This is a genomic window from Planococcus salinus, assembly GCF_003719725.1.
Lineage (GTDB): Bacteria > Bacillota > Bacilli > Bacillales_A > Planococcaceae > Planococcus > Planococcus salinus.
Genome location: NZ_RIAX01000009.1, coordinates 64,513 through 81,677 on the forward strand (window position 1 = coordinate 64,513; position 17,165 = coordinate 81,677).

A 17,165-nucleotide genomic window follows, 5' to 3' on the forward strand; every position below is an offset into this window, starting at 1 on the left:
TTCTGGGCAAGATGATACGGCTTCTATAAGAAGATTTACTGTTCCGTTAACTTATATTCTATCACGTCGCCTTGTTTGCTCCATATTGTATCTTTAGCTTCCAAGGGAACGACACAATTCCCAAACAATTTATACGGGTGATTAAAAAGAAAAAACCACATCCGAAAGGTTAATACAGCAAGTGTAGCAATGTATGGAGTATAAATTGTAGTGTATTTTCAAAATCGATTAGAATTGTTTCTTACATGGGAAGCGATTTTCTATGGCAGCTCACAGTCTACGAACGGACCATCGGCCGCCATATGAAAGCGATGGGATGACGTGCGATGCTGGAAAAGAAATTCTAAGTGCAATGGATCCAGCCTATAATCAATTCGTCCATCACGAAAACAAAGCTGTTCCTTGAAGCGCTACAACAGGCAATCACGCCAAGATTTCTTTTAATGAGCATTACTTTAATTTTCAACTCAACAGACACCCAAAAGAAAGCAGTGGCGCGGCACTGCGCAAGCGTCTAAAAGTTTTCTAATTCCGTCAAATAGTTTCTCTCAGCAGACATTCTCAATGATAAACTCTATAATAAAATTGACAGAACCCACCACGCCTCTTAACAATGCGGACCACGGTGGGTCGTTTTTTGTATATGGAGGTTTTGGCCATGGGTGCTTCGGAACCAATTCGTATTAAGCAAGCAAAGACATACGAACAGCAGCTCGATATTCTTAAAAATAGAGGGATAGAAGTGACTGATTCTCAAGAAGCAATAGCTAGCCTGAAAAGAATCAATTACTATCGACTTACCGCATATGGATTAACTCTGAAGGACGGACAACAAGATCAGTACCGGCCAGACACTACTTTTAATCAATTGGTTGCGCTGTATGAGTTTGACAAGAAACTTCGCCAGTTATTAATCGGTGTAATCGAGAGTATTGAAATCGCATTTCGAACCCACATAGCCTATCATCACGCCCATACATACGGCCCTCTTGGATATAAAGAAGCGAAACACTTCAATAGCCCGGTATATCATGAAAAGTTCTTAACAAACTTAGATCGCTTTTTTAAAGACAATAAGACAGAGCTATTTGTCGCACATCACCAGTCGAAATATCAAGGTGTTTTCCCTATTTGGGTTGCAGTTGAAGTATTATCCTTTTCAACTTTATCCATGCTTTTTAAAAACCTTAAAAACAAAGACAAGTCGGTTATCTCTAAAGAATATTATAATGTCCCTTTTGTCTATATGCAAAGCTGGCTACATACCTTAACGACAATTCGAAATACATGTGCGCATCATGGCAGACTTTACGGGAAGAAATTAACGATACGGCCGAAGCTATTTGATGATATGCAAGAGAAAATCCAAAATGACGAAGTATTTGCTGCCATCCTTATAGCATGTAAGTTACTAAATGCTAAGGAACGTGCAGTTTTCATAGATTCACTGGCATTACTGATAGAAGAATACCGTGATTATGTTGATACGAGACATATAGGGTTTCCAAGCGATTGGGAAAATTGGTTATAAACTATTAAAAGGTTTGTTTAATTTTTCCAAGTGCAGGGTATTGCCGCAATCATGTAAAATTGTTTCTTTCCTTGGCAAGCGATATTAAGATTCCGCCTCTACTTCCAGAATTCCCCAAATGCTCCCTGTGTGCGAAACAATTATGACTACTTTGCTTTTTCGATTTTCATGTAAAAGAAATCCGCTCTATAGTTGAATAGGGCGGATTTCTTATGCAAGTTTGTTGTATAAGTTGAATTGTGTTTGACACAGGGAGGCTTTTTAAAAAAGGATTTGTTGAAGTTTCATGTATTACTCTATAAATTAATTGCCAATGTAGAAGGTTAGTTAGGTCACTTTATGAATAATTTTATAAGTTGAAAATTTCTTCCGTTTCTCTGGGAAGCGATTCTAGGTATCCATCAATCAATCGATATGATAATGAAGGAAATGGCCAGGACAAATCAGTAAAATTGATTTACCAGCTATCCCCAGGTGTTCCCTGTGTAATGAGCAATAGCAATTATGAATTTTTAACTTCCCAGATAAAAATATGAAAACCGTAACCGTTAACTGTTTAGGTTATTGGATACGGCATCTTCTAAATAATAATCTGAATTGATTCTGACAGTGAGACGCGATTTAATTTCATGAGATAATTGACAGATAAATACATTAAAAATATACTTTTTGAATAGTCGTATTTTATTAAAGGAGGGGAGAGAAAAATTTGAATCAATTAAAAATTGTTAAGCTTAATTCTGGCGGTAAGACAGTAACAGAAACTATGATATTGCACAGTCTTTTAGCCTCTGATTTAATAAAACATTTTTCTATTACTGACCTTCCGGAAGGCATGATAGGAGTCGCAGCCGAATTACCGGCAGCTACTGTCGTTTTTGATTTAGCAGATTCTAGTTTAAGTATCCGAAAAAACGGTGCTAAAGAATATGCTGCCGACTCTCAAGATTTATTTAGATCTTTGAGCAATATTATATATGGTAGCAATGGTATCATCGAGAAATTCCCAGGTGATGGAATTAGCATGCATTTTCCTGCAGTAAGTATGAGTATGAACAAAGCTGTCCTGAGAGCCTATGATGCAATTAAGACAATGGATCATTATCTCCAAGATAAAAAAGGAATGCTCAAAAGTCAATATCGTTTTACTTTAACTTACGGTAAAGATACAATTGTTACAAAATTCGGAAATGAGCGGCATACTGAGTTAATTTCAATAGGTCATGCAGTCAATGTTGCTCACAAATTAGAAAAACTAGTTAAAGATGGAGGTTATTACATTGGAATGGATCATCTTTGCAAATACATTATTGAAAAAGAAGGTGCTAAAGAATCATTCGAGTTTAATATGATGCCTACTGATTTACGAAGAGAAGATACTAATGATGAATCTTGGTGGGGAGTGAGATACTGAATGGATTCTTCAAGCCCAGAGAAAATTGAACGCTTATATGATTATCATAAACACAACCTAGTATATATTGGAGATTACATTAAATTTGCTGATACCAAAGCTGGTGTTGCTATAAGTGCTAATTTAATTTTGCTAGGTTTTTTCGGTAATATTGTCAGAGAGAATAACTATACAGAAACTTCTCTCTCAGAATTTTTTTTAATAATAGGTGTTCTTTTTTTGGCTTTGGCGTCTTTTTTCTTTGGAATCGTCGTATGGCCACGCTATTCTATAAACAAAGAATATTGCATGTCATGGGCTGGAATTACCGCTTTTGAAAACGATGAAGAGTATACGACATTAATTCATAATCAAACAAATGAAGAATTTCTAGAGGGAATGGCTAAACAAAATCGAGCTTTAGCTAACATATGTGTAAAGAAATATAAGTATTTAAGAACCGGTCTTATAATTTTTATGATAGGCATCATTATTTCTTTACTAAGCTGGGTTTTCTCATAAACAAAAGCCCCAATTCATAATGAGCTGGGGCTTTTGTATTTAAGTATCGTAAACACCTATATCTTTCATCGGAAGTTTCTCATCATTAACATATAAACCGAATTTGTCTTTTCCCATTAATCTATTTTGTGAATCATAAAACGAACATTCCATATAATGATGTCCATTATAGGCAGTATATTGTACACAGATATTCTTGTCTTTATATTCTTCCATTTCAAATATTAAAGTATCTTCTCCTTCGCTTGCTTCCATCCCGCTGTTTATGACCGTCCATTTAATGCTAGAGGGCTTTAAGAGTGCCAGGTTCTTTTTAAAAGAAATTTTAAAACCTAAAGCAACGCCTTTTTCAAGTATCCGGCTGTTGCTTTTGTATTGGATTATATTATTCGATTCCTCTGCAACCTGACATATGATTTCAAAGTCTTCAGGAGATTTGTAGATGGCGCTTTGCTCTTTTGGTAAAAAGGCAAAAGATTTTAAGTACATTTCCCAATCAAATAACCGCATTCCATAATAGACTTTTAAATTACTATCATAAAGAATATGTTTTGCTTCTTTTTTTTCTCCATTTTCTGTATATGTTTTAACTTTTAAAAATTCCTCCGGTAGATCTAAATAAGAATATAAGTTTTCTCCTACAAGAATCTGGTTTCTAGGAGCTTGTCCTTGTAATTTCGCAGCTAAATCCGTATGAATGCTTGTCGAAGTAACTTCGCTAATTTGACCTAATCCATATGCTGACCATAAAACTTGGTGTTCATCTCCGATATCTATACCTACTCTAATTTTTAGAGGATCTAAGTCGTTTTCTATAAAAAACTCTGAAAGAGTATATTTATTATAAGCTTGCATAAGTGATGCAGCATTTAGAGCATTAATAATTGCGTCTGATTTCTTCATTCCTTTGTGACCAAAATAAGCAAAAACTGCGTCACCTTGAAGTCTATGAATATGCCCGTCAAACACCTGAAATATTTCTATAGCAGACTGCAATATAGCATTTTTATAAAATTTAACAGTTGGCAAAGGAAATTTTAATCCCAGCTTGGTTGATCCAGAGATATCTAAAAACAAAGAGCATATATATTGATTCCTGCTTTCACCTTCTTCTAAATCTATAAAGTCAGGATGAATACCAATAGTTTCTGAATATGGTTTTCCTTTTTTACCAAACATTTCTCTTAATTGTTCTTTAATCAGGAGTACAGTAGTTAGATCTCTCGTTTCTGCAATTCTCTCAAAAACATTGTAATTCGACTTTTTTAGTACTTGATCCGGAACTTTCTGAGCAAACAATTGGTCGAAAAGAGGTTTCAACTTTTCCATAAGCATCTCCTAACTATCACTCAATTTTATTGAGTGGCAAAATAACTCATAATAAAATTACAGTTTTAAACAAACATCCCCTGCATAAACCCTCTCTTCTGCTCCTCCAAAACCATTAGCTTTTCTTTTTCTTTTTCAATTTTAAGTTCAAATCTCTTTGAAATATTAGCAATTTTTTTTTGCTCAGTTACATTGGAAGGTATGCTTACCCTTACTCTATTTAAGTCTTTTACAGTAATGTGTGGTTGAGCGCTTCCAACGCTTGATGTATCAACAAAGTTTTTTATCACTCGTGATTTTAGTAGCTGCTCAAAAAAAGCTATATTCAAATCTTCGTCTTTCAGTCTAATAATTAGCATCGCAGAATTTATTCTTACAACTTCAAAAGGAATAGTATGATCATATAAAACTACATTACCTATACTTCCTCTAGAAGTCATAACAATATCATTCCTCTTTAACGTACCTTTTCTCATTGACTCATGTTTTTCTTTAGTTATAAAAGATTTATTTATAAAGTTAAAACCATTTTTTGTTACATTTTTAGTGTTAAGGAATAAGCAATAACCTTCCTCTAAAAAATCACTCTTACTAGGGTAATTTTTACCTCTATCCCCATCAATTACTTCTATTATTTCAGGCAATGGCTTCTCATGCCACTCCGGAAACTCCCCACCATCCTCATCCTTAAACCGCAACTCCTGCGAGAAAATCTTCTGCATCATACCTTTTTTATACTGCTCCAGCTTCTCAATTTTCTCTTCTTGCTTTTCAATTCTTTTGTTAAGCAATTGCAAGAAAGTAGAAATTTTTTGTTGTTCCTCAATACTCGGTATAAATAACTTGTAATTCTGTAGTTTCTTGAAATATAGCCTTGTTCTTGTTCCCCCTAACTTCTGCATAATACAGAAATTCTTGAAGTTACCGTGGGAATTTAAATGGTATAAAATAAACTGAATATCTGCTCCTTTACTTGTGGTAAATACTGGATATTCGGGACTCACAAGAATTTCATCAGCTAACTGATTTATATTAAAGTGAAATGTTGAATCATCACTCATATGTCTATAAGTTACATAACCTCTAGGAACAACTTTAAAGTTTATTTCGTCTGTATCGTAAGATCTTTTCCCATTGAAGTAATCACTTTGAAGAAACAACCCTTTACGAGATGAAGTTGCGATGGGTAAATTGCTTTTCCCACTCTTTACTTCTTTACTCTCTTTTAATACTTCACCAAGGCTAATATTTCTCCACTCCCCATCAAACTCACTAAATCTCAACTGAGGTACGTTCACCTAAACCAACCCCCAATTCCTTAAAATACTCCTCAAGCTCCCGGTCAATCTCCTCGATCTCCTGGTCGATCTCCTTCAGCCGCACCTGCACCGCCTCCAGATCCACCGGTTCTTCTTCGACAAACGTATCGACATAGCGCGGAATGTTTAGGTTATAATCGTTTTCTTTGATTTCTTCCAGCGTCGCAGCATAGGAATACTTATCGATCGTTTCGCGTGATTTATACGTATCGACGATTTTGTCGACGTTTTCGTCTGTCAGGTTGTTCTGGTTCTTGCCTTTTTCGAACTCGTTCGACGCATCGATGAAAATCACATTGTCATCTGCTTTGCGGGTCTTCTTGAAGACCAGTACGCATGTCGGAATTGACGTGCCGAAAAAGACGTTGGCCGGCAAGCCGATGACTGCATCCAGATAATTCTTTTCTTCGATCAGGAATTTACGGATAACCCCTTCGGCCGCTCCACGGAATAAAACACCATGCGGCAAGACGACAGCCATCGTCCCGTTATCATCCAGTTGATGGATCATGTGCTGGACAAATGCGAAATCGGCTTTCGATTTCGGTGCCAGTTTGCCGTAATCACTAAAGCGTTCATCATCCAGGTATTTAGCATCTGCACTCCAGTTTGCGGAATATGGTGGATTGGCTACGACCGCTTCAAAACGCAGATCGATGTGTTTCGGGTTTTCGAGTGTATTGTCGTTCTGGATATCGAAATCCGTATAGCGCAGGTCATGCAGCAGCATGTTCATGCGCGCCAAGTTGAAAGTAGTTGTCGTGAGTTCTTGTCCGTAGAACAGGCGGACATTGGATTCTTTGGCAACGCGCAGCATCAAAGAACCCGAACCACAAGTCGGGTCATAAACATTCTTCAAATTCGGCTTTTCGTGTGTGACGATTTTCGCCAGGATTTTGGAGACTTGCTGAGGCGTGTAGAATTCACCCGCTTTTTTCCCTGCATTGGCAGCGAATTGCGAAATTAAGTATTCATAGGCATCGCCGAGTACATCGATATCAACATCGTCATGAAGAAACGGAATATCGTTGATGCTCAGCATGATTTTCGCAATCAGTTTCGAACGGGATTTCACATCTCTCCCGAGTTTGGTCGACGTCAAATCCATATCGTCGAACAAATGCTCAAAGTCCTGTTGGCTGTCCGTACCGAGTGTCGACTCTTCAACGGCTTTGATTGCTTTATGCAATAGTTCCACGTCGAAATTTCCCAGCTCGCCTTTTGGGATTTCTTCAATCATTGACGAAAACAAAAATTCCGGTTCGATGACGAAGCCGATTTCCTCCAGCAAAGCATCAATCAGACCTTCGCGGTATTCCTCGTCCTGCCACGCGTCTGCATACGAAATATTGTCTTCTTCCAATAACTTCGCAATGCGCGCTTCCGTCTTCTCGGACAAGTACCGGTAAAAAATCAGCCCGAGGATATAGTTCTTGAAATCATACGCTTCCATCTGGCCACGCAAGTCATTGGCCATCGTCCATAGCTTTTTATGCAACTCAGCCTGTTGCTGGCGCTGTTTTTCTGAAGTTGTCATGTGTGTTTTCTCCTTTGTCATGCTGTATATTTTTCAACGTTTCTCGAATTGCGCCCCCGCGTCACGCCCAATTTGAGGAACAATTGTGTATGACACCGGGGCACGGTAGTATTTGAGTTTTAACACAAACCAAGAGCGCCGGTGCGCCTATGGGGTAGCCGAAGCAAGAAGACAGGCGTTCTTTGCCTGGCTTCTTGCGAGAGGCATCCCCTAAGCGCCGAAGCGGTTTTAGAAGCAGATGCTTTTTAGGAATACTTCCGCACATTCGTATAGATGAAGTCCTTCAGTGCCTGCACACGTTTTCGTTTTTCCTTGAAAGGTGCTTTAACTGCATCATTGATCTCCTGGTCCGGCGACACGCCCGTAAACTCGTATTCTCTCATGAAATATTCCAGTCTGTCTTCTGCCACATGCACTTGCTGCGACATCGCCTGGATTTCCCGTTTGCGCCGCTCGCTTTCAAAGTCTCGGAATTTCTGATCGACCGAATCATTATTGGTCATCGTCGGTGCGACACCTTGCAGGAATTCCAACAGCAGATCGCGCTTCAAGCGCATTTCATCGCTCGATGCTTCGTTGACTTCCTTGATGGCCCGGCGCACAGCGGTGTCGCGTTCGTTTTTGTTTTCATAATTGATGTTGCGCAGCAGTTCCAATATATAATCGACATTGATGCGATCGGTCTGCATTAATTCGATTTCAAAGTCGACGTCGTTGATGACGGAGACTTTTTCTTTGTCGTTTTGATTCTTTTCATAGAGATGCAGGAATTTGCTTCGGAAATCCTTGTAGGTCTGCTCGCTGATTCCCATGTCTTCCGGATTGAAGTCGAACTCGACGAAGGTTTTCAGTTTCGTCAAAATGCGGGTCAGGTCACGGAATGCGACGACGAATTCCTTTTCTTTCGTTTCGCCTTCAAGTTCATCGACGGCTTCCGGTGTGATGGCGATATCCAGCAGCACATCCAGCTGGTCTTTGAAATCCGCCAAATACTCATTATACTCTTTCATCAGCACCGTGTCTGTCTCGCCCGTCTGTGAAAACAAGCGGACGGCTGCGTCGGTTTCGTCTTTCAAGTTGCGGTAACAGACGATGTTGCCGTACATCTTTTTCGGCCCTTCGACGCGGTTTGTCCGCGAATATGCCTGGATGAGTCCGTGGTGCTTCAACGGCCGATCGACATACAGCGTACTCAAGGTTTTGGCGTCGAATCCGGTCAAAAACATATCGACTACAATAAGCAAATCGATTTGCGCCGACTTCACTTTTTTCGAGACATCCGCAAAATAAGCCGCAAAGTTGTCGGTCTTGTGATTGGTGCCGAATTCTTTATTGAAATCACCCATGACACGTTCCAGCGAATGGCGTGTATGTTCCTGATTCTCAATGCTTTCTTCGTTTGTTCCGTAACTGAAGATGGTGGTGATTTTCAAATCGGTATCGAGTTTCTTGAAAGCATCGTAGTATTTGATCGCTGCTGGGATGCTGTCAGCCGTCAGCATCCCGGTGTACTGCTTGTTGTGGGTTTTATTGTCATGGACGTTTGCGATATGTGCCGCGACCATGTCAATCCGCGTATCTGCCATCCATAGTTCGTCCTGGTCGATGCCGGGCACTTTGGTGACGTCGTCGATGCCTTCTTTTTCTTTGATCGTGCGGATGTATTCGACGGAAAAGCCGAGGACATTGCCGTCATGGATGGCGTCTTTGATCAGGTAGGTATGCAGGCAGTCCTGGAACAAGTCGGATGTCGTGCGGCCATCCTGGCTTCGGTTCTCGACAAAGCGCGGCGTGCCGGTAAAGCCGATATACTGCGCTTTCTTGAAATGGCGTTTGATGAGCAGGCTCATTTCGCCGAACTGGGAACGGTGGCATTCATCGATGACGAAGACGACTTTTTCGTTTTCATACAGCTTCATGACCTCTTTGTATTTCTCCGTTTTCACCGCATGCGCCATTTTCTGGATCGTCGTAATGATGCGTTTGCGCTGCGGGTCTTTCAGCTGTTTCACGAGGACGCCGGTTTTCGTCGTACGGTCGACAGAGTCTTTTTCGAATTTATTGAACTCCTCCATGGTCTGGGAATCCAGGTCTTTTCGGTCCACGAGGAAAATCACTTTCTTGATGTCCGGTTCCTGCGCCAGCAGCTCGCTCGCTTTGAAGGAAGTCAGCGTCTTGCCGCTCCCCGTCGTATGCCAGACATAACCGTTCTGCTCTTTTTCAATCGTCTGTTTCAAAATCCGCTCGACGGCATAGATCTGATACGGGCGCATGACCATCAAATGCTTGTCGGTGTCGTTGATGATCATGTATTTCGTGATGAGGTCCTGCAGCCTCTGTGGCTGGAAAAAGGAATCCGTGAACGCATCCAGCTTCGTAATGCGTTTATTGGCTTCATCCGACCAGAAAAACATCAAACTTTTCAGCGGCTCGCGGTCGGAATTCGCGAAGTACTTGGTATCGACGCCGTTTGACACGACAAAAACCTGCAGAAAGTTAAATAAACCACCGTAGGAATCTTTACGGTAGCGCATGATCTGGTTGAAACTCTCAACAAAATGGAGCCCTCTTTTTTTCAGTTCGATTTGCACGAGCGGCAAGCCGTTGACTAGCAGCGTCACATCGTAGCGATTGGTGTAGCGCCCGACGACGGTCGTCTGGTGGGTGACCTGGAGACGATTGTTTTCGTAGTTTTTCGTATCCATCAATTGAAGGTACAGGATGCTGTCATCATCGCGCGCAATCGTCTGCTTGTCGCGCAGCAGCTTCGCCGATTCATAGACGCTTTTCCCTTCAATCGTCAACAGCAGGCGCTCGAATTCTTTATCGGACAGCGGTGTGCCATTGAGGTTTTCTTTGTTTAATCGATCGATTTGGATGCGGAAGTTTTGTTGTAAATTTTTGATGGATGGAATCGAGACTTTTTCGTACCCCAGCTGAACCAGCTGTTCCATCATCTCGTTTTCCAGCTGCGCTTCGGACTGTGTCCGGGATTGATAAACCATGGTCCGGCCCCTTTCAATTATCCACTATCATTTAGATAATTTTACCACAAAATAGGGTTAATTATGCTGCTTGACCATAATTTGTTGAGTTTTCTCACAAAGTAGCTGGTGCCTGGCACGCACACAATTTAAGCTAGGTTTTATTAGTTTCGAAAGTTTCGTTTATTTCTTTAGTTTCTTCTTCAGAAATTGTATAATAAAAAGAAAGATAATGAGGAGTGATTACGATGGTGAATCTACTCGATAATGTCAAACCCCGCCCTTCCGATGAATCGATTAAAAATGAACGTGTAAAAGAATATGTACAGCTTATGAGAATTGCTGAAGAAGTGGAAAGGGAAATCAAAAAGAGAGCCCGCGAGTTACAAGATGATGAAAAGCAGGAAGCCTTCGAGGCATTGAGCCTGGAATACAATCTTCCTCCATATGTGACCGTACGTGACGCGGCAGACATCATGGGTATCAGTCCTCAAATGGTCCGCAGACATTGCGCTGAAGGAAAACTGGCGGCGCAACAGACGTTTGAAGGCAGCGGAAAATGGCGCATCGAAGCGAAGCAATTGATGAGCCAACCGAATTGGGATCGTTTTATCGAGAAGCGGGCCAGGATTAAAACACAGTCACTTGGGCTTGCTGATGAGGTAATCCAAAGCTTTCAGGATGAAGAGTAACTGAGAAATGAGAGACTTTAAGCAATATACAATCGATACGAACGTAATTAGACATGACACCAATAAAACGGGTAAGCAAGAGTTAAAGAAAGCCGCAAGGATATTTTGGCAGACCATACAAGAAAAAGTTGAAAAAGGCGAGGCAGTCATTCTGGTTCCTGCGGAAGTTGTCCGGGAACTGCAAGTACAGTCCCATACTTTGAAAGTGAGTGAGAACAGTAAGATTCAGAGTTTATTGACTCACTGTCTTGAAATTGCTCCTCCTGTATCAATCGAGATAGAGCATCATATAAGAAAGATGTCAGCGTATCTGCGTTCAAAATACAAGAATGACATAGGCTTTCCTCAGATGGAATACGGTGGAGTATCTGATGCCCGTATTTTATTTAGCGCTTATTATGAAGACAGCATTCTTGTCACAGCTAATATCAAAGATTTTCTTCTTTATCCTTTCCTTTTTGCAGCAGATGAAGAACGCTTATACAATTTAAAAGAAAACAAGTTTATTCAAATTCCAGAGGCTGTATATGAAAAAGTTTGGAGAGATGGAACGTTTGAAAAGCTATTCCAGGAATTAAATGATTTGGAGTTAGCCTTGGAAGACTACGAAGATTAATCCTATATATTCATCAACTAATCATGGCCTGAAGTGAACAGCTACCTCTTCTGGCCATTTTCATTTTGTTTTCGTATTCAAAAAACAACTTGACTGTCAAAGTGGAAGATGCGGAGATTGGGTCTTATACCCTCCCTTTTCCCGCCTTCCAAGTCATGACACAATGGAAGAAGAAACCACAAGGAGGAATGCAAGATGGCAGAACTGAATCAAATGATGGCATGGACATTCACGCAGGAAATAGATATACCGGATTCGATCAATGACTTGCTTGTGACAGGGGAAGAAGCGCACATCGCTTATAAGACCATTCGCGACGTGGCAGTGGTGACGAACAAACGGATTATCATTTCGGACAAGCAGGGATTGACAGGAAAGAAAGTGGAGGTCTACACGATTCCTTTCAAATCGGTTGATATGTATTCCACCGAAAATGGCGGGACATTCGACCTGAACACCGAGCTGGAACTGTGGACACGGGCCGGGAAATTCAAACTGAACTTGAACAAAAAAGTGGATATCCGCAAACTGGATAAGTTGATTGCGGAAGCTATTTTGTAAGGATAACGCGACAGCCTCTTCTTCGATGTACCTTGAAGAAAGAGGCTGTTGTTTTTAATTCTCCGCAATCATCATTTCCTGAATTTTTTTTGGTCCAACTCCCTTCTGTAACCTTAATTCCCCCTGCCCGTCTACCTATTCAGAGGTGAATAACATGAAAAAAATCAGTTTGAGCATTTTAATCGCATTCCTTCTCATCTTCAGCGGGTGCTCCAACGCGGAGCCGGTTATCACGGAACCGGAGGCAGAAGCGATGGTCGAGCAGCGCCATGCGAATTCGTTTGGAATGGTCGAAATCATTTCAACCAGCTATGAAAACGGGCACTATGTAGTTGAATGGGAAAACGAAGGAAATTGCGAATGGGGCATCGATTATGTCGATGGGCAAAGTGGCGATATTGAAATGGGTGAGGCGACGATTTGCTGATGGGGAAGTGGTGGAGATTTCCTCTCAATATAAAATAGCCCAGTCCTCGTAAGGAGCATGGGCTTGGTCATTTTATATCGTACTATCCTTTCTTACTTCTGTAAAATCCCGGTAATTGATAAGGTTTTATTACAAAGAAAAAGCGGACCCGTTTAGATCCACTTCAGAATAATACTCGAATTTTATAGTTTGTCTATAGCTTGAAGCGTGTATTACTGCGTCCCTAATAATGAAATCTTGCTTGTGCAATTTTTATTGCATCCTTCTCAACTTTATAAACAAGTCGGTGTTCATGAGTAATCTGTCTTGACCAATATCCAGTCCAGTCATGTTTCAGTGGTTCTAGCTTGCCAAGACCTGTAAACGGATGACGTTCAATTTCCTTGATTAATCTGTTTATTTTTTTCACAATCTTTTTATCGGTATCTTGCCAGTGAAGGTAATTTTCCCATGCCTGATCAGCCCATACTTTAAGCATCTTCCCCGTCCTCAATTAAATCCCGAACTTTTCCCTCACCATTCTCTAACTGCGTAATTGCTTCATTAAGCCTGTCTCTGTTCGCTTTAGTAGACATCAAATAAGCAGTTTCACGATAGGCATTCAATTCGTCTTCAGAAATTAATACGGCGTTTTTTCCTGACTTTAGCGTAATGATAACTTCAGTGTTGGCTTCTGTAACATCCTCAAGAATATTAAATAAATTCTTCCTAAGATTAGTTGGTGTTGTTGCAGTAATTGCTGACATCTTCATCGCCTCCTATTATGTACATTATAACGTACATCACTTAAATAGTAAAGGCGGTTATAGGGTATCTGTCATCCCATGATTTTGCGGCGGAGAAAAGGCGGACCCATTTGAATCCATTGTTCCTTATTTGGTTTAATTGTAGAGAGGCTTTTTCTTCACGTAAGAAAGCAATTCATCAAGAGAGGAGACAGCGTGGTAAGGCGCATATTCACCATACACTCTTGTAACAGCATTCAGGTTTTTGCCACCGAGCACTGCTAATTGAAAATCTGCTCCACGGTTTTCACGTATCACCTGCACTGCTTCGCGCTGATCCATTTTCAGAATAGGTATCTGGTGCCTGGCACGCACACAATTATTTCGAGCATCAGATGAAGTTTAGGAAGACACAGGGTTTTTCGCCTGTTGAAAAAGTGCAATAAGGAAAAAGCGTCTGGCATGTGACTGATACGTGCCAGGCACACATAATTTTTCTTCAATAACGCACTCACTCATTTGAAACTCTTTCTCCTTTTCTCCGTATTAGAACTAAGGGGGAGTTTGACTATGTCTGATGCTTACTTTACGTTTTTGCCAATCTTATCGATTTTATTTTCTTTGATTCCCATTGCGATAGCTGTATTCGTCATCGTCATGTGGGTAAAGCTGTCGAAAGAGCGCAACGCTTATCTGAAGGAAATCGCTGAAGAACTGCGGCGGCGATAGTTATAGGATGCCGCTGAACTGAAAAAACGCTTGGACAGCATTTTCTTCTGCCCAAGCGTTTTTTCTTACGATCGGTATCTGGTGCCTGGCACGCACACAATTTCCTCCACCACGTGCATTCCTACATTTACTTATCCTTATCCTTATGGTTTCTAGGCGAAGCGGTTTTGTCGTAATCGTTCACATCTACGTGCTCCACGTCTTCTTCACTTGTATGATTCTCCGGATCCCAAGTTGCGCTGTTTATTACGTTTCCGCGTTCCCCCGTTGTAAAGGTTCCCTCTGGTTCCCGAATCGCGTCATCATCTTCATTACTACGCTGCCACCCGCTTGTTTCATTGCTCGGATTAGGTGCAACATCTTCCCGCCAGTCCGGTGAATGATTTGGGTCTTTTTTTCTGATTGTGGTGTCGCCATCTGCAAGGTAAGGCTCGTTCGAACTATCGTTGTTGGTGTCTGAACTGCCTCTTTTTTGACGTTCGTCTTCCCATTCTTTCCGGACAGATTCATCACGATTATTTTTTTCCATATTAACTCCCCCTCGTTTGAAAAGTCTACTTACACCCAATTACCCGTTAGGTGAATAATCAAACTCCTTTAGTAAGCAAAAGAAACACCCTGAAGGATGCTTTCTATGCGAACTTGCTGTTCAGATTTCGACCGTTACAGATGCCTTCCACAAGGTGATTGACACAATGATGGATGCGGCAGAAAGCCAAATGTTCGTTTATATTCCGACAGAAAAACACCTGAGTTCGCAGGTTCGAAAATCTGTCGAATTCAAGTGATAATTGATATTTTTAATAGTATCTGAATGGACTATCCTGTCGTCAACTGGTCATTCCTGGATTTCCAGCAGTTCAATAAGCCTTATAACTTCCTCGTCCTCCCCCACGTCCACAGATACCAGCTCCGTATTACTGATCATCTCTTCGTAAAACTCTTCACCCGCCGGATACTCCCCGTCCCAGCGCAGCGGAACCGGGTACACATTAATCGTGCCGTCTCCGTTGCCGCTGTATGTGACCGACCCGTCAATCAAACGCGAGCCGGCTAATTGAATCACATCTTCCGGGTAGACGCCACTGGTTTCGTCATCCGGATTGAGCAGCGTGCCGGCCGGAATTTTATTGACGTACAAGCCGTCTATATCCTGGTTCGCCCCGAGCTGCAGCCACACTCTGGCGTATTCGATGTGCTCGCTGGGATACTGGGATAAGGATTCTTCGTTTTTCTGATCACTTGTGTTGGAGGTGCTGCCGTCCGGTTCAACCAAAGCCGATTCTTCTGACGAAACTTCATTTTCCTTGTTCATATTTGCTTCATCTCCTTCACCGATTGATGGCTCTTCTGCTGACTCCGTAGCAGAAATCTCTTCTGAAGCATCCGTGGTGGCTTCTTCATTGTTATTGCCGACGCAACCCGTTAACAGCAGGAAAACTGCACTAAAACAAATGACCTTTACGACTGTATTCATGCGCCCACCTTTCCTTTCTTCCCGAATACTGAACTGATTGATTCGTATGCATTCACCCCCCTGAGTTGGAAAACATTTTTCTCGTTATTCATCTTTAATTTATCACAATTTTCCGAACATAATATATAACCAAAATCCTGTATTTCATCTGGTGCCTGGCACGCACCCAATTCCAAATCACCCAGTATAATAGGGATGAACCAAACAAAATCCTCAAGGGAGTGATCAAGTTGATCAGCAAATTAGGGCAAGTCATGGTGTACGTGGATGATCAGGACAAGGCTGTGAAATTCTGGACCCAAAAAGTGGGATTCAGTGTAATTACCAATGTAGGCGAGGACAAAGGAATGAGATGGATTGAAATTGCTCCATCAAAAGACCCCGATACCACTATCGTGCTGCACGACAGGGAAGTTGTTTCCAAAATGTCACCTGATTTGAATCTGGATACCCCTTCTTTGATGTTTTACACAAATGAACTTGAAAAACTGTACGCTGACTTCAAGGAAAAAGGCGTAACGGTCGGCGAGCTCGTCAATATGCCCACCGGCAGAGTTTTTAATTTCGCAGACGATGAAGACAATTACTTTGCGGTGATGGAGAAATTGGAGAAATAACAAAAAATGCCTGGACGATTTTTCCGTCCGGGCGTTTTGCATTCCGCTGTTCCCTATTCACCTTCCCTTAGTATTCTTTATGCTTTTTTTGCTTCCCAGGGAGCAACATAATTAATAAAATATCTAAAAATCCCAAGGTTATTTGTACTTTCCTTCGTCGCTGGTTTGTTCCTGAAACCGAATAGCTAGCCTGCCGGTTACGTTCCTCTCTGCGGCTGCCCTCAAAAATGTTCCTTCAAGATTTCCCTTCCTCCAATTCGGGTATAGAACAGCATACTCAATCCAGTATCTTTTATTCCCAAAGGAGGCAAATCGATGCATTACCAACTCAACCTGCATCTGTCCAGTGAACAAAAGGATTATTTCTGGCTGTTCAGAAGCGAGGAAAATACCATGACGGTTTTCAATGAAGTCATTGAGGCGTTCAAAAAATACGAAGCGGCGGATACCCAGATGTTCATGAAGGAAAAACAGCGTGAGATCGATGAGACCGGCAAGAGCGATACGGTTCAGATTGAAGTGGTGAAAGTGGATAAGGAAGCGATTATCCGTTCGGCTTCCTATAATGAAATGTGGTACGAAGGCGAGCATTTTGATGATATCTACAACACCCTGACCGACAAGCTCGGTGCGCCGGAAGTGGAATCGGCGGTATAAAAGGTGTGACACTGGAATTTTCCACGGAGTGTTTACGAAATAAAACCTT

General features: G+C 41.4%; 19 protein-coding genes. 11 read left to right on the forward strand and 8 right to left on the reverse strand.

The features are described 5' to 3' along the window. The first annotated feature begins 262 nt into the window (after positions 1–262). The 4 genes from EEX84_RS16520 to EEX84_RS12200 all read left to right on the forward strand — a co-directional run bounded on the left by EEX84_RS16520 (position 263) and on the right by EEX84_RS12200 (position 3,446). Positions 263–406 carry a hypothetical protein gene (locus EEX84_RS16520; protein ID WP_158599121.1) on the forward strand — a complete coding sequence of 48 codons (144 nt, stop codon included), beginning with the start codon at positions 263–265 and terminating at the stop codon, positions 404–406. Positions 407–658: 252 nt separating this feature from the next. After that, complete coding sequence (locus tag EEX84_RS12190; RefSeq protein ID WP_158599122.1) at positions 659–1,531, forward strand: Abi family protein; 873 nt, start codon at positions 659–661, stop codon at positions 1,529–1,531. A 709-nt stretch (positions 1,532–2,240) separates the two neighbouring features. After that, the gene (locus EEX84_RS12195) at positions 2,241–2,945 is read left to right on the forward strand and encodes a hypothetical protein (protein ID WP_123165929.1); all 705 of its coding nucleotides are present in this window, start codon (positions 2,241–2,243) and stop codon (positions 2,943–2,945) included. Beyond that, entirely contained in the window at positions 2,946–3,446 is a 501-nt protein-coding gene (locus EEX84_RS12200; protein ID WP_123165930.1) for a Pycsar system effector family protein, read from the forward strand. It begins immediately after the preceding gene. 39 nt (positions 3,447–3,485) lie between these two features. On the opposite strand, the gene EEX84_RS12205 is transcribed toward EEX84_RS12200, so the two are convergent. The 4 genes from EEX84_RS12205 to EEX84_RS12220 form a co-directional block, all read right to left on the reverse strand. Beyond that, positions 3,486–4,775: a nucleotide-binding domain-containing protein gene (locus tag EEX84_RS12205; protein WP_123165931.1), complete on the reverse strand. Its 1,290-nt coding sequence runs from the start codon at positions 4,773–4,775 to the stop codon at positions 3,486–3,488. Between the two features lie 65 nt (positions 4,776–4,840). Beyond that, on the reverse strand, positions 4,841–6,073 hold the full coding sequence (locus EEX84_RS12210; protein ID WP_123165932.1) for a restriction endonuclease subunit S: 1,233 nt from the start codon (positions 6,071–6,073) through the stop codon (positions 4,841–4,843). Beyond that, entirely contained in the window at positions 6,048–7,631 is a 1,584-nt protein-coding gene (locus EEX84_RS12215) for a type I restriction-modification system subunit M (protein ID WP_123165933.1), read from the reverse strand. The genes EEX84_RS12210 and EEX84_RS12215 overlap by 26 nt, the downstream gene beginning before the upstream one ends. A gap of 245 nt (positions 7,632–7,876) precedes the next feature. Then, positions 7,877–10,636 carry a type I restriction endonuclease subunit R gene (locus EEX84_RS12220; protein WP_123165934.1) on the reverse strand — a complete coding sequence of 920 codons (2,760 nt, stop codon included), beginning with the start codon at positions 10,634–10,636 and terminating at the stop codon, positions 7,877–7,879. Between the two features lie 227 nt (positions 10,637–10,863). On the opposite strand from EEX84_RS12220, the gene EEX84_RS12225 reads away from it, so the two are divergent. From EEX84_RS12225 to EEX84_RS12240, 4 genes are all read left to right on the forward strand, one after another. Next, positions 10,864–11,307, forward strand: a complete 444-nt coding sequence (locus EEX84_RS12225; RefSeq protein ID WP_123165935.1) for a helix-turn-helix domain-containing protein — start codon at positions 10,864–10,866, stop codon at positions 11,305–11,307. A gap of 7 nt (positions 11,308–11,314) precedes the next feature. After that, positions 11,315–11,923: a PIN domain-containing protein gene (locus EEX84_RS12230; protein ID WP_123165936.1), complete on the forward strand. Its 609-nt coding sequence runs from the start codon at positions 11,315–11,317 to the stop codon at positions 11,921–11,923. 195 nt (positions 11,924–12,118) lie between these two features. Then, the gene (locus tag EEX84_RS12235) at positions 12,119–12,484 is read left to right on the forward strand and encodes a PH domain-containing protein (RefSeq protein ID WP_123165937.1); all 366 of its coding nucleotides are present in this window, start codon (positions 12,119–12,121) and stop codon (positions 12,482–12,484) included. A 154-nt stretch (positions 12,485–12,638) separates the two neighbouring features. Continuing rightward, a complete protein-coding gene (locus tag EEX84_RS12240; RefSeq protein WP_123165938.1) occupies positions 12,639–12,911 on the forward strand; it encodes a hypothetical protein in 273 nt (90 codons plus the stop codon). A gap of 223 nt (positions 12,912–13,134) precedes the next feature. Here EEX84_RS12240 and EEX84_RS12245 read toward each other — a convergent pair whose 3' ends face one another. Then, positions 13,135–13,389, reverse strand: a complete 255-nt coding sequence (locus EEX84_RS12245) for a Txe/YoeB family addiction module toxin (protein WP_123165939.1) — start codon at positions 13,387–13,389, stop codon at positions 13,135–13,137. Continuing rightward, the gene (locus EEX84_RS12250; RefSeq protein WP_123165940.1) at positions 13,382–13,657 is read right to left on the reverse strand and encodes a type II toxin-antitoxin system Phd/YefM family antitoxin; all 276 of its coding nucleotides are present in this window, start codon (positions 13,655–13,657) and stop codon (positions 13,382–13,384) included. The genes EEX84_RS12245 and EEX84_RS12250 overlap by 8 nt, the downstream gene beginning before the upstream one ends. A gap of 549 nt (positions 13,658–14,206) precedes the next feature. Between EEX84_RS12250 and EEX84_RS16525 the strand changes: the two genes are divergently transcribed. Further along, positions 14,207–14,365, forward strand: coding sequence for a hypothetical protein (locus EEX84_RS16525; RefSeq protein WP_158599123.1), 159 nt, complete (start codon positions 14,207–14,209; stop codon positions 14,363–14,365). A gap of 127 nt (positions 14,366–14,492) precedes the next feature. Here the strand turns inward: EEX84_RS16525 and EEX84_RS12255 are convergent, their stop codons facing one another. Further along, positions 14,493–14,894 carry a hypothetical protein gene (locus tag EEX84_RS12255; protein WP_123165941.1) on the reverse strand — a complete coding sequence of 134 codons (402 nt, stop codon included), beginning with the start codon at positions 14,892–14,894 and terminating at the stop codon, positions 14,493–14,495. Between the two features lie 309 nt (positions 14,895–15,203). Then, positions 15,204–15,842 (reverse strand): hypothetical protein, encoded by a 639-nt coding sequence (locus EEX84_RS12260; protein WP_123165942.1) that lies wholly within the window; start codon positions 15,840–15,842, stop codon positions 15,204–15,206. 230 nt (positions 15,843–16,072) lie between these two features. Between EEX84_RS12260 and EEX84_RS12265 the strand changes: the two genes are divergently transcribed. Beyond that, positions 16,073–16,459: a VOC family protein gene (locus EEX84_RS12265; RefSeq protein ID WP_123165943.1), complete on the forward strand. Its 387-nt coding sequence runs from the start codon at positions 16,073–16,075 to the stop codon at positions 16,457–16,459. 315 nt (positions 16,460–16,774) lie between these two features. Continuing rightward, positions 16,775–17,116, forward strand: coding sequence for a hypothetical protein (locus tag EEX84_RS12275; RefSeq protein WP_123165945.1), 342 nt, complete (start codon positions 16,775–16,777; stop codon positions 17,114–17,116). Positions 17,117–17,165 lie beyond the last annotated feature (49 nt).